This is a genomic window from Rheinheimera sp. KL1 (genome assembly GCF_001275035.1).
Taxonomy (GTDB): Bacteria; Pseudomonadota; Gammaproteobacteria; order Enterobacterales; family Alteromonadaceae; genus Pararheinheimera; species Pararheinheimera tangshanensis.
Window position 1 is genome coordinate 252,844 of sequence record NZ_LAMX01000021.1, and the last position, 13,257, is coordinate 266,100.

Genomic DNA, 13,257 nt, shown 5'->3' on the forward strand with positions numbered 1-13,257 from the left:
AAAAACCGACCTCAAAGGGCCGGTGTAGATCCTATTATTTGGAACCTGAACCGCTGTAGCGGGCAACAAAAACACCCAGTACGAAGCTGACAGCTGCACAGGCTGCAATAGACTGCCATGGTTGTTGATGCACATAACGGTCTGTGACTTCAGCAGAATGGCGTGCTTTAGCGGCAAAGTTTTGACCTATATCTTCCACTGATGCTTTGGCTGTAGCGACACGCTCAGTCAGCTTTTTCTTTGCTTGTTCAAACTCCGCTCCTGTTAATGAAGTGGTGGTTTTCAGTAAGTCTTCGATATCGGCAATGAAGTTATGGAATTCATTGGTTAAAGCTGGGGCCTTCTGACTAGAGTTTGGAGCTGTACCATCGGTATGAGTTGGCATAAGTACATCCTTTTATGTGGGTGGCAATCTGTTCCTTGAAAAATCTGACCTTCAAATCCTTTTGCTCAGAGTGAAGGGTCAGACTATAGCACCTCAATAGCCTTGTATGTGGGTCATAGCACAAAGTGGTTAATTAACTTTTTTTAAATCTTTAATCTTATCTTTTTACAAAAACAAGCAAAGTATATGAGCGCCAGCGCACCGAACACTTTGATCGGAGAGTCCACTATGCAACAACAGGCAGACTCGTATTGGCTGAGTTTCGGCAAGGGTTCTGCTGTGTTGTTTTTTTGACTATTGATCAGGGAGTTATCATGTATATATCCACCTATCTGTCGGACCTGTACCCACAGATCCGTAAAAATCTGCTGCTGTTAAGCCTGAGTGGTTTGCTGGCATCTTGTGCTTCTGCGCCCGTGGCTCCTGTTAGCCAGATACAGGCGGCGGAGCAAGCGATAGCTGCGGCCGAGCGCATTACTGCAAGTGATTATGCGTTACCAGAGTTATTAGAAGCCAGAGCCGATTTAGTTTCTGCCCGTGCTGCGGTTCAGAAGGAAGATATGCTGTCAGCCCGTCATTATGCCGAGTTATCCCGGGCAGGTGCTGAGTTGGCGTCTGCTCGTGCCGGAGAGGGAAAAGTCCGGGCTGTGATTGACGATATGCAAAAAAATATCGATGTGTTGAAGCAAGAAATGCAACGTAAAACAGGACAAATGCAATGAAAATTTTAACGGGTAAAAGCCAAATATCGGTGCTTATTGCTGGTGTAATGACATTAAGCGCCTGTAGCTCAGCCGTAGTGAAACCAGAGGGTTCTTTTGCTGTAAGGCAAAAACTGACTGCATTGCAGGCTGATCCTAACTTGAGCAATAGAGCTGTGTTGCCGGTACAGCAAGCTGAAGCGGCAGTGTTAGCCGCAGAGCAACCGACCAAAGATTTAGTTCTTGCCCGCTACAGAGTGAAACTGGCAGATAAAAAAGTTGAAATTGCCAAAGCTGTGGCCCAAACGAATTACCTGGATGAGCAATACAAAACGCTGGGCGAACAACAGGCAGATGCTCGTCTGGATTCCAGAACTCAGGAGGCTGATTCAGCCCGTTATGATGCGAAGTTAGCGAGACAAGATGCGACAACTGCAGAAGCTGAATCAGAACGTGCTAAACAGCAGGCTTTGGAATTACAGCAACAAATCGCAGACCTGAATGCAAAAGAAACCGAAAGAGGTTGGGTTGTGACTTTAGGGGATGTGCTGTTTGACACAGGCCGTGCTGAACTCAAAGAGGGGTCGCTGAATAATTTGTCAAAGCTTTCTGCCTTTTTAAATCGTTATCAGGACCGAAAGGTACAGATTGAAGGTCATACCGATAGCGTTGGCAGTTCAGATTCAAATCAGGGCTTGTCAGAGCGTCGGGCTAATTCAGTGCGACGCTATCTGGAAAGTCAGGGGATTGCATCGGACCGTCTAAGCGTTACAGGACTGGGTGAGAACTCACCTGTTACTGGTAATGATTCACCTGCCAGTCGTCAACAAAACCGTAGGGTTGAGGTCATTATTGCCAATACTGCCTCAGCACCAACGAGTCCGTAGTAAAGCAATGGGAGGGTTTTGATGAAAACTGCAACCAGACAAAAAAGCCCAGCAGCGATATCCGCTGCCGGGGATCGGATTGCACAGGAACAATTCTGGTTTAGGCATTTAGATGAGGCACAGAAGTGTTGGAATAAATTATCCAGAGAACAATTGTTGCATTCTGAGGGTATGCCTCACCGGCTTAGTCGCTTATTGCAGGAACATTATGATTTATCAAGGGAGCAGGCTGAGCATCAGATCCTCTGCTTTAAAGACAGCTGCCAGCACCTCCCTGAAGTAGCTCAGTTAAACACTAGTCAGGATATAAATTAAATAGTTTTATCTACCTATGTGCGTTATCGCACGAGCAGCTTGTTTTTGCACAGGACGATGAGTTAGCCGCGCTTGATGAATGCTACGAACTATAAGGAGGCCCATGATGAGCACGTTAATTACCGATCATAAATTATTACGTCAACATGCCCGAAAACACGTTGAAGCAGGTGCTGTAACTCAGGGCTATCAAGCCGGCCGAAGTGATGTTGTTCGCATGCTCAATGCTGCTTTGGCCTCAGAGTTGATTTGCGTGTTGCGCTATCGTAGTCATTATTTTATAGCCAAAGGCATCCATGCCTGCACAGTGGCGGCTGAGTTTTTAGAGCACTCTAATGAAGAATTACAGCACGTTGATTGGCTGGCTGAGCGTATAGTTCAGTTAGGAGGTGAACCGGATTTTTCACCGCAGGGTGTCATAGAGAGAGGACAATCTGTATTTGGTATAGCTGTGAATTTGTATGAAATGATTAAAGAGAATCTGGTTGAAGAGCGCGTAGCCATCGATCATTACAAAGAGTTGCTATTGTTTATCGGTGATGATGACCCGACCAGCAGCGCCCTTATACAAAACATTCTGCAAACCGAAGAACAGCACGCCAATGAACTTGCCAGTTTATTATGGGGACTGCCTGAGCAACACAACTGAATAATAGCGAGAAAGGAAGGGAATCAATGAAAACAGATCAACAACTGACATTGGATATCCAGGCTGAACTGAAGTGGGATAGCGCTGTGCAGACGGACAAGCTTCAGGTTTTAGTGCATGGTGGCATAGTGACTTTATCGGGGAAGGTGTCCTCACTGGCTGAGCTTTGGCATGTGCAATGCGCCGTTCAACGGGTTTATGGCGTGCAGTCACTAGACAATCAACTGGTGGTTGCATTACCCCATCAGCATGTTTATCAGGATGCAGACTTAACCAGGGTCGCGGAATCTGTATTGCAATGGTCCAGTCATATCCCGGCTCATTGCATAGAGTTAACTGTTGCTATGGGATGGATCAACTTAACAGGGGAAGTGGCTTTTGATTATCAGCGTCGTGCAGCTACTCAGGCTTTACGTTATCTGGCTGGTGTGCGAGGCGTGACCAATCAGATTCGGTTGATTCCGAAAAATCTTGCCAGGACTGTTAAAAAAGATATAGAGACAGCTCTTGCGCGACAAAGTCAGGGTATGGACGTCGCTATCCAGGTTGAAGTGATTGAATCTGATGTTGTTCTGACAGGCACAGTTAATAGTTGGGCTGAACATGATAAAGCGTTAGTCTCTGTCTGGAGTACGCCTGGTGTGTCTCATATAACCGATCATATCTACGTCTTATAACTCTGGTTTCGCAATAAGTCCTTGTTACGGCATCTTGCCAAAATTTAAATCATAAGTCATTGATATAATTTTCTTTTGGGCCGTTACAACTTGTTACCCTTTTGGCAGGACTGAAACTTCTGACTGTTTTATAGTGGCTTTAATAAAAAAGTATCTATGCTTGCTTGAACTATCGGATGGGTTGGGACCATGAAAACTATAAAACTAACATTAATCACCTTATGTGTTGTCAGCGCTTTAGCGGCTTGTTCTAAGCCTGAAGTAGCCAAAGTGCAAGATGACAGCGCAAAACCATTACAACTCGTGGGGCAGGATTTACTCACCTTAGCGGAAAGTAATTTAGCGCGTGGTCCTGTGATTTCAGGGTCGTTACAACCCGTGGTGAAAGCTGAACTCAACGCAGAAGTTTCCGGCATCGTCATGCAGGTATTCAAAGACAATGGTGATCTGGTCAAAGCCGGTGATGTATTGGTGAAGCTGGACCAAACGACCTACCGCGACAAATTACTATCAGCCCAGGAAGCCGAACGTTCGGCGATAGTAACGCTGGAGCAATCCAATCGCCAACTTAAACGCATGCAGTCTTTGTCCAAACAGAGTTTAGTGACCCAAGAAGGCTTAGAAGCTGCGGAAAACAAAGCAAACCAGGCTCAGTCTGATTTAGCCTCTGCCCGGGCTCGTTTAGTGGAAGCGCGTCAGCAGATGGAGAAAACTGAAGTCAAAGCACCATTTTCGGGTGTAGTGGCAACCCGCAAAGTTTCTGCCGGTGATACAGCTCAGGTTGGCAAGGGGTTGATGGTGCTGATTGACCCTGCCAGTATTCGGTTTGAGGGCTATGTGGCCGCTGACCGTGTGGGGCAAGTCAAAGTAGGCAATAAAGTGACCTTTAAAGTAAATGGTTATAGCGGTCAGTTTTTCACTGGCACTGTCGAGCGCATTAATCCGTTGGCCAATGAAAGTACCCGTCAGGTTCAATTGTTAGTCAGTATGGATTTGAAAGAGCAGTCACTGGTTGCAGGTTTGTATGCCGAGGGGCATGTTGAGGTGCAAAACAGCGATGCCTTGATGGTGCCAGAGTCGGCGTTGATCCGTGAGGGCGATAAACACTTTGTCTGGCAGTTTGCCAACAACGAACTGAAAAAGACCGAAGTAGAAGTGGGTGATAAGGATGAACGCTGGGGAACTCAACAGGTTTTGTCCGGTATCAACTCTGGTGCTCAGATTTTGCGTCATCCACAAGGTGCGTTAACTGACGGCGTTAAAGCCGAGCTGGCTGCCGCAGCCTTGGCCGTGGAAGAGCAAACCTCAGCTAAAGTCAGCACAGGAAATTAAACCATGTTTTTATCTGATTTTAGTATCAAGCGCCCTATGGTGGTGGTGGCCGTCACTCTGGCTATGATGATATTTGGTTATTTTGCGATGACCAATTTGAAAACTAACCAATTCCCTGATGTTCAGCCTCCTGTACTGGTGATGACCATTCCTTATCCTGGCGCTTCGCCTGAAACTGTTGAGCGTGAAGTGTTAAACCGGGTGGAAGACTCGATGGCTACCATCACCGGGATGAGGGAGCTACGCTCATATGCCCGTGAGTCCAATGCGGTGATAGTGGCAATTTTTGAGTTTGATAAAGACCTGATTGAAGCCTCGCAGGAAATGCGGGATGCAGTGGCCGTAGTACGGGACAAACTGCCGACGGAGATGAAGGAGCCTTTTCTGCGTCGTGAAGATCCGAATGCTTTCCCTATTATGTCGCTGGCTTTATCGTCCAAATCAATGGATCCGATAGAACTGTCGCAACTGGCTGAACACCAAATCGCCCGCGAAATACGAGCTGTGCCTGGTGTAGCGCTGGTCAATCTGGAAGGGGAAAAAGAACGTGAAATGACAGTGTTCTTGAACTCCAATGCGATGCGTGAAGCCAATGTGTCAGCAATGGATGTGGTCAATGCCTTGCGTGCACAAAACGTGGCTGCACCAGTAGGCCGGGTTGTGAACGGTATGGAAGAGCAGGGTATTCGTATCCAGGGCCGTCTGCGCGATGTGCGTGAATTTGAACAAATGGTCGTCAAACGCAACGGCGATCAAGCCATTCGTTTAGAGCAAGTTGCAGAGGTGGTGGATGGCGCCGCAGAGCAGCGCCGTTTGTCTATCTTTAATGGTACGCCTTCTTTGGGAATAGACGTGATTAAAGCCCGTGACGCTTCCACTATCAGTGTGACGGACGATATCAAAGCAAAAATTGAAGAGTTAAAGAAAACCTTACCTGCCGATTTTGAATTAGTGGTGGTACGTGACTCAGGTGAAGACGTAGCGGCCAGTATGCGCAACGTGACAGAAGCACTGTCTATGGGCGCTTTACTGACTATTGTCACCGTTTTTGTGTTTTTAAACTCCTGGCGTTCGACACTTATTACCTCATTGGCTCTGCCAACCTCAGTGTTAGCCTCTTTTATCGCGGTCTGGGCCTGTGGCTTTACGCTGAATTTTATGTCGCTGTTAGGCTTGTCACTGGCGATTGGTATTCTGATTGATGATGCTATTGTTGTGCGGGAAAACATTGTCCGCCATATGGAAATGGGCAAAGACAATATGACAGCCGCCCGTGATGGCACCAAAGAAATTGGAATGGCGGTTATCGCTACCACTATGTCTATTGTGGCTGTATTTATTCCTATCGCCTTTTTGGATGGTATTACCGGGCAGTGGTTTAAGCCTTTTGGTTTAACTGTGGCTTGTTCTGTGTTGGTGTCTTTGTTTATCTCCTTTACGCTGGATCCGATGATGTCCGCCTATTGGCACGATCCGGACCATGATAAAAATGCCAAACGCCGAGGTCTTGGCAAAGTATTACAGCGTTTTAATAGTTGGTTTGATCATCAGGCTGAACGTTACTCCAGATTAATAGGCTGGGCGTTAAAACACCGTAAGTCGATGTGGTTGCTGGCTTTTGGCTCTTTCTTTGGCGCTATTTACCTGCAAGGTGCTCATGGTGGCTCAGGTTTCCTGCCTGAAACTGACGATGGTGGTGTGGTGATTTCAGTGCGTGCGCCTTCAGAAGCCAGTATCGAGTACACCAGTATAAAAGCAGAGCAGGCGGCAGCTATTGCGCGCCAGTTGCCTGAACAGTTATATACCCAAACCACTGTAGGAACTCAGGGCAATATTACCCGGGCTCAAATCTTTGTCCGGTTGAAAAAAGAATATGAACGTGACCGTAGTTCCCGTGAAGTTGCGGCGGAATTACGTGCCAAGGTGCAGCAACTGGTGGGGGCTGAATACACTGTCTCCGCTGATTTAAATGGCGGTGGTGGCGGTAAAGCGTTGCAAATTCAGTTCCGTGGGCCGGATAGCAGAGTGTTGGAAGCTCTGGTGATGGATTACATGGAAAAGTTGAAAACTGTGCCTGGTGCTGTGGATGTTGGCTTGTCGACTCAGGATCCTAAACCTGAACTTCAAATTGAGTTTAACCGTGGTTTGGCGTCCAGCTTGGGGTTGTCGATGAGTGATGCGGCCAGTGCCTTACGTCTGGCATTTGCTGGTGCTGAAATTGGCGATTGGATAGACCCTACAGGGGAAACCCGTAACGTTTATGTTCGTATTAAACCGGAAGAACGAATGACAGTGCAGGATTTGGAACGCTTGCCGCTGTTATCCAATCGCACCGGCGCTATGATCCCATTGGAACAAATAGCCACAGTGACAGTAGGCAAAGGGCCTGCAGTGATTGAGCACTTAGACCGCGAGAGTATGATGGCTGTTGGTGCCAACGTACAAGGTCGCAGTTTTGGTGAAGTAGATGCCGACGCGAAAAAACTACTGAAAACTATTCCATTCCCGCCTGGTTATGATGTGGTATCCGGTGGGCAGAGCCGTGATCAGGAAGAAGTCTTCGGCAGCATTTTTGGAGCTTTGGGTTTAGCTGTGATGTTGATGTATCTGATTTTAGTGGTGCAGTTCCACAGCTTCCTGGCACCAGTCTCTATTATGATGTCTTTGCCCTTATCTCTGATCGGTGTGGTGTTGTCCTTGTTGATAGCCGGTGCAACCTTAAACCTGATGAGTTTAATAGGCGTGGTGATGTTGATGGGGATAGTCGTGAAAAACGGTATTTTGCTGATTGATTGTGCCCGTAAAAAAGAAAGTGAAGGTTTTGGGCTGGAAGAGGCATTAATTGCTGCTGGTCGTGAGCGTCTACGTCCAATTCTGATGACCACTTTTGCTTTAGTTGCAGGTATGTTACCTGTGGCTATTGGTATAGGTGAGGGCGCTGCGTTCTACAAACCTTTGGGGATTTCAGTGATAGGTGGGGTATTGACCTCTACTGTGCTGACTTTATTGGTGGTACCCACTTTCTATGACAGTCTGGAAACCTTTAAACGTAAAGTGAAGGCCAGATTCAGCCGCAACAGAAAACCAGCCGTAACCAGTTATGGCGAACCATTGACCTCAAAATAAACTCGGGCTGATCGCATGAAAAGAGCACTTCGGTGCTCTTTTTTATGTTTTACATCAATGCAAAACATCCCGACCAGACCGCTTCGTCCTGCGGGCAATTTCTTATGTTTAACCAGGTAAATTGTGCTTTTGTCACAGAGGGTTGGGAAAGATCACTAAATCCGCTAGTATGGATTTATTCCATCCTTTTGCTTCAGATGACGATGAATAGCCTTAGCCCTTATCAGTTACGTCAACAGATCCGAACAGGCCTGCTTAGTGGCCAGACCAGTGGTTTAGCGTCCGGTTATGTGCAGTGCAATATGGCGATTTTGCCACAGAGCTGGGCGGCGGAGTTTTTGCTGTTTTGCCAGCGCAATCCTAAAGCCTGCCCTTTAGTGGCGGTATCTGAACCCGGTCAATTTTTACTGCCTGAATTGGGAAAGGACATTGACCTTCGGACAGATTTACCTGGCTATCGGATTTTCCGCCATGGCAAGCTGACAGACGAAGTGCAGAATATTAGCGCTTTATGGCAAGAAGATTTAGTTAGTTTTCTGATTGGTTGCTCGTTTTCCTTTGAGGACGCGTTAATTGCTGCAGGGCTGGAGATCCGCCATATTAGCGAAGGCAAAAATGTCCCTATGTACAATACCAATCTGCCATGTGTCCCTGCCGGGCGCTTTTCCGGCACTATGGTGGTCAGTATGAGACCGATGAAGCCTGCTGATGCGATACGTGCTATTCAGATTTGTAGCCGTTTTCCTGCAGTGCACGGCGCTCCGGTGCATTTTGGCGCTCCGGAAGCTATTGGTATTTTTGATCTCCGATCACCGGATTATGGCGATGCTGTAAGCATTCAGCAGGACGAAGTGCCGGTATTTTGGGCCTGCGGTGTTACACCGCAAGCTGTGATCGCCCAGGCAAAACCTGAATTTTGTATCACCCACAGTCCGGGCCATATGCTGGTGACGGATCTGCTGAACACTTCTTTAGCGAGTTTTTAATGCACACCTTGCTCAAATTAAATTGTGACTTAGGCGAAAGTTTTGGTGCCTGGCACATGGGACTGGATTCAGAGGTCATGCCTTTGATTGATCAGGCCAATATTGCCTGTGGTTTTCATGCCGGTGATCCGACAGTACTGGTTCGTACCTTAACTTTAGCAAAACAGCATCAGGTCGAAATTGGCGCTCACCCCAGTTATGACGATAGGCAGGGGTTTGGTCGTCGCTCCATCAAAATGCAGGCAGAGGAGCTGAAGCATTTGCTGTGGTATCAGATTGCTGCCGTGGATGGCGTGGCAAAAAGCCTTGGGCTGGAGCTTAGTTATGTGAAACCTCATGGTGCTTTGTATAACGATATGATGGCAAGCCCAGCCTTGCTTGATACTGTGATGCGGACTGTAGCCAGTTATCATAAACCTTTAAAGCTGATGCTATTGGCGAGCACTTTCGCACCGGAGCACAGACAACTGGCAAAAGGCTATCAGTTAGAGTTGTTATTCGAAGCTTTTGCCGACAGGCGCTACAAAACAGATGGCTCTTTAACGCCTCGTAGTCAGGCGGGCAGTGTGCTGGAGCATCACTCTGCGCTGGAGCAAGTACAGCTGTTACTGCAAAATGGCGCTGTTGTCAGTGATACCGGAGAGAAAGTCGCTCTTGTTGCTGATACTTTATGTGTGCATGGCGATAATCCAGAGGCCGTTGTATTAGTCAAATCCATTCGCCAGTTGCTGAGGGACAGATGATCCAACTGGAGCTGGCGGGTGAAAACGCGCTGATTTTGTATTTACCAGCAGAAATATCAGAAAGAAACCTGCGTCAGTTGCAGCAGGTGCAACACCAGGTCCGTTTGTTATTGCATGAACAGCTGCAGGAATTATTGCCCTCTTATGCATCCTTACTCATTGTATTAAAACCTGAACATCGGGGGCTGTTGGTCATTAAAACCTTACTAGAGCAGCAGCTTAAGGTCCACAACAGCATTTGTGAACAATCAGGTCAGCTAGTCGTGTTGCCAGTGTATTATCATCCGGCCTGGGACTTGGCTGCGGTAGCAGAGCGGGCAGGTTTGAGCACAACACAAGTGATTGATGTACATCAGTCAGTGGAATACAGAGTCTATGCCATAGGTTTTGCGCCCGGTTTTGCTTATTTGGGGGAGCTGGATGAACGTCTTGCGACACCGCGTTTAGTGAGTCCCCGTCCTAAAGTTCCCAAAGGTGCGGTGGCTATCGCGGACAGACAAACTGCGGTTTATCCGGCTGAATCACCGGGTGGCTGGAATATTCTGGGGTTATGTCCAAAGGCCTTATTCAAACCAGAGTATGCCGGAACCGCCGAAGCATTGATGCCGTTTGCGGTAGGCGACAGAGTACGTTTTCAATCAATAAGCCGAAATGAATTTTTGGCTTTAGGTGGCCAATTGCCGCAGGAATTGTGCTGATGTCTGCTTTTGTGGTGGTAAATCCTGGCGTGCTTGCGACTTTGCAGGATCAGGGGCGTTTTGGTTATGCCCATTTAGGTTTAACTCAGGGTGGACCAGCAGATGCGGTCAGCTACCGTAGTGCCGATCTGTTGCTGCAAAACCCACATCCAAGCTGCCAGATCGAAATCTCAGTCGGTAGTTTGACCGTAGTTGCTTTGGCTGACACAGTGTTTTGTGTGACCGGCGCTCACATGCCGCTGAGGGTGAATGGCCAGTCTAAGGCCTTGTGGCGAAGTCATCGAATTAAAAAAGACGATGTGATTGAGTTAGGCTTTGCCAAATCCGGGTTGAGGTGTTATCTGGCGGTAGCGGGAGGATTTCAGCTACCAAAACACTTTGGCAGCAACAGCACTGTCCTGCGGGAAAAAGTCGGAGGTATTGCCGGGGCCGCATTACAACAAGGTCAGTTTTTACCTGTACGCCCGGCCTACAGATCTTTACTTTGGTCCTTGCCGGAAAAGTTTTGGCCGGATTTCTCAGCTTCGCTCGAACTGGGTTTAGTGCCAGGGTATCAACAGCACTGGTTTGACAATTCACAGTGGCAGCAGCTATGCAACACTGAGTATCAGGTGTCTGGCTTGTATGACCGCATGGGCTATCGATTACAGGGCGAACCGCTATTGTACCAGCCTAAATCTTTGTTATCTGAGGGCATTTGTTATGGCGCTGTGCAACTACCACCGGATGGCTTGCCTATAGTGCTGCTAAATGACCGGCAAACTCTGGGAGGCTACCCCAAGCCTGGCGTGATACTCGCCCGGGATGCCGCCGCTTTGGCTCAGCGCCGACAGGGTCAGAGGATTAGCTTTTATACAGTGGAACCGAAAAAGCTTCTGTCTTATCAGCATGAACAACAAAACTATTGGGCTCAGTTGGCTATGGAATTACGGAGTTAAGGTCAATGGATTTACTCAGGCTCAGTGCTGATATAGAGCAGATGATGGTCAGACAAAATCTGCGTGGCATGGCCACTTTATCGGCGCATTTACCAGCAGGTAGTTATCTGCGGGTAGCTCAACTCATCGTCGGTTGCAAAGGCTTAGTACTGATAGGTACTGGCTTTCCGGTCGCCGATAGCTTTGAAACTGACGGCCCTGTTGGTGCTCTGGTGTTATACAAGGTACTGGAAAAACTGGGGGCCACCCCCTTACTCTGTTGTGGAGATCCGTTATTTTCGGCGTTAAAAGACGGTTATTCCTGCTTACAATTACCGGTAAACAGTGCAGATGCTGCATCTTTTGCCCAGCAGTTTTTGCAGCAACACCATCCTGAACTAATTATTTCCATAGAAAGACCAGGTTTGGCCGCCGATGGTCGCTATTACAATATGAGAGGACAGGATATCTCGCACGTTGCGCCAATTTTGATGTATTTTTTCAACAGGCCTGTTGTCCAGCTATAGCAATAGGTGATGGTGGCAATGAAATAGGGATGGGGAAGCTTTATCAGGCGGTATCGCAGCTGGCTATCACACCATCAGTCACTGGCAGTGATGAATTATTACTGGCCGACGTATCTAACTGGGCTGCTTATGGGGTACTGGCACTAGTGTCAAAACTAAAAGATGCAGAGACGGGTTGTGGCTGGCTGCTCGACTGTCAGCCTAAAGAACTCTTAGCATATTTAGTTGAGCGCGGTGCTATTGATGGCGTGACAGGCCTTGCCTGTCAGACTGAGGATAGTTTGCCGCCTGCCCATGCAGAGTTATTAATTGCTGACTTACAGCGTCTTTGTTTTCCAGAATAATAAAACAGACAGGATAAAACAGATGAGTGTGGTGTATTTAAACGGACAATTTATGCCGGCGGCTGAGGCAAAAATTTCTCCTATGGACAGAGGTTTTTTATTTGGTGATGGCATCTATGAGGTGATCCCGTCTTATGGTGGGCGTTGCGTGGGGTTTGCTGCTCATATCCAGCGTTTACAAACAGGTCTGGCAGCTTTAGATATTCAGTGTGCGATGACAGTGCGGGATTGGCAGCAGCTGGTGCAGCAGTTAATCCAGTCCAATGGTGGGGGCAATCTTGGGATTTACCTGCACGTAAGTCGTGGAACTGATACAAAGAGAGCTCATGCCTATCCAAAAGCTATTGCTGCTACTATTTTTGCTTATGCCTTTGAGATAAGCGCAGAACCTCTGGCAGATACAGAGACTGCACCTTGTTACAAAGTGATCACAGCTGAGGATTTACGCTGGCAGCGTTGTCATATCAAGTCTACCGCTTTACTGGGCAATGTGATGCATCACCAGCAGGCAGCTGCTTTGGGGGTGAACGAGTGTATTCTGTTCGATGAGCATGGATTTTTAACCGAAGGCAGCTCAACCAATGTATTTATTGTTAAAGATGCGGTAGTCATCACGCCGCCTCTAAGTCACAAGATACTACCCGGCATTACGCGTCAGCTATTACTGAGTATTTTACGTCAGCATAGCAAACTGACCGTAGAAGAACGGCCTGTCAGTAAACATGAGCTGCTGATTGCTGATGAGGTCTGGTTAACCAGCTCCAGCAAAGAAGTGGCAGCAGTGGTCGAGGTGGATGGTCTGCGGATTGGAAATCAAAGGCCTGGGCCTGTCTGGAAGTTAGCTCAGTCTTTGTTTTCTCAGTATAAATATGAGTATTAGTGCGTAATTAACTGAAAAAAATTGAGTTTTTTTTATTTTGTCGCCTAGACTTTTATGGAAATAAAGCTCGTCTCTAAAAATCAATCACAG

At 47.5% G+C, this 13,257-nt stretch carries 13 protein-coding genes and 1 pseudogene; 13 read left to right on the forward strand and 1 reads right to left on the reverse strand.

Features of this window, described 5'->3' with window-relative positions:
- Window positions 1–34: 34 nt before the first annotated feature.
- The gene (locus WH43_RS12765; protein WP_053424972.1) at window positions 35–385 is read right to left on the reverse strand and encodes an ElaB/YgaM/YqjD family protein; all 351 of its coding nucleotides are present in this window, start codon (window positions 383–385) and stop codon (window positions 35–37) included.
- Between the two features lie 314 nt (window positions 386–699).
- On the opposite strand from WH43_RS12765, the gene WH43_RS12770 reads away from it, so the two are divergent.
- From WH43_RS12770 to WH43_RS12830, 13 genes and pseudogenes are all read left to right on the forward strand, one after another.
- Entirely contained in the window at window positions 700–1,107 is a 408-nt protein-coding gene (locus tag WH43_RS12770; protein WP_053424973.1) for a DUF4398 domain-containing protein, read from the forward strand.
- Window positions 1,104–1,973 (forward strand): OmpA family protein, encoded by an 870-nt coding sequence (locus WH43_RS12775; protein ID WP_053424974.1) that lies wholly within the window; start codon window positions 1,104–1,106, stop codon window positions 1,971–1,973. The genes WH43_RS12770 and WH43_RS12775 overlap by 4 nt, the downstream gene beginning before the upstream one ends.
- A gap of 21 nt (window positions 1,974–1,994) precedes the next feature.
- The gene (locus WH43_RS12780; protein WP_053424975.1) at window positions 1,995–2,288 is read left to right on the forward strand and encodes a hypothetical protein; all 294 of its coding nucleotides are present in this window, start codon (window positions 1,995–1,997) and stop codon (window positions 2,286–2,288) included.
- A 103-nt stretch (window positions 2,289–2,391) separates the two neighbouring features.
- Window positions 2,392–2,937: a ferritin-like domain-containing protein gene (locus WH43_RS12785; RefSeq protein ID WP_286049725.1), complete on the forward strand. Its 546-nt coding sequence runs from the start codon at window positions 2,392–2,394 to the stop codon at window positions 2,935–2,937.
- Window positions 2,938–2,963: 26 nt separating this feature from the next.
- Complete coding sequence (locus WH43_RS12790; RefSeq protein ID WP_053424977.1) at window positions 2,964–3,614, forward strand: BON domain-containing protein; 651 nt, start codon at window positions 2,964–2,966, stop codon at window positions 3,612–3,614.
- A 189-nt stretch (window positions 3,615–3,803) separates the two neighbouring features.
- Complete coding sequence (locus WH43_RS12795) at window positions 3,804–4,946, forward strand: efflux RND transporter periplasmic adaptor subunit (RefSeq protein WP_053424978.1); 1,143 nt, start codon at window positions 3,804–3,806, stop codon at window positions 4,944–4,946.
- 3 nt (window positions 4,947–4,949) lie between these two features.
- Window positions 4,950–8,072: an efflux RND transporter permease subunit gene (locus WH43_RS12800; protein WP_053424979.1), complete on the forward strand. Its 3,123-nt coding sequence runs from the start codon at window positions 4,950–4,952 to the stop codon at window positions 8,070–8,072.
- 203 nt (window positions 8,073–8,275) lie between these two features.
- On the forward strand, window positions 8,276–9,058 hold the full coding sequence (locus WH43_RS12805) for a putative hydro-lyase (RefSeq protein WP_053424980.1): 783 nt from the start codon (window positions 8,276–8,278) through the stop codon (window positions 9,056–9,058).
- Window positions 9,058–9,801: a 5-oxoprolinase subunit PxpA gene (locus tag WH43_RS12810; protein WP_053424981.1), complete on the forward strand. Its 744-nt coding sequence runs from the start codon at window positions 9,058–9,060 to the stop codon at window positions 9,799–9,801. Before WH43_RS12805 ends, WH43_RS12810 begins: the two co-directional genes overlap by 1 nt.
- The gene (locus WH43_RS12815; RefSeq protein ID WP_053424982.1) at window positions 9,798–10,499 is read left to right on the forward strand and encodes a 5-oxoprolinase subunit B family protein; all 702 of its coding nucleotides are present in this window, start codon (window positions 9,798–9,800) and stop codon (window positions 10,497–10,499) included. The genes WH43_RS12810 and WH43_RS12815 overlap by 4 nt, the downstream gene beginning before the upstream one ends.
- Window positions 10,499–11,437 (forward strand): 5-oxoprolinase subunit C family protein, encoded by a 939-nt coding sequence (locus WH43_RS12820; protein WP_053424983.1) that lies wholly within the window; start codon window positions 10,499–10,501, stop codon window positions 11,435–11,437. The genes WH43_RS12815 and WH43_RS12820 overlap by 1 nt, the downstream gene beginning before the upstream one ends.
- 68 nt (window positions 11,438–11,505) lie before the next feature.
- Window positions 11,506–12,287, forward strand: a pseudogene (locus tag WH43_RS12825) (glutamate cyclase domain-containing protein).
- Between the two features lie 22 nt (window positions 12,288–12,309).
- Window positions 12,310–13,167: a D-amino acid aminotransferase gene (locus tag WH43_RS12830; protein WP_053424984.1), complete on the forward strand. Its 858-nt coding sequence runs from the start codon at window positions 12,310–12,312 to the stop codon at window positions 13,165–13,167.
- The last annotated feature ends 90 nt before the right edge of the window (window positions 13,168–13,257 follow it).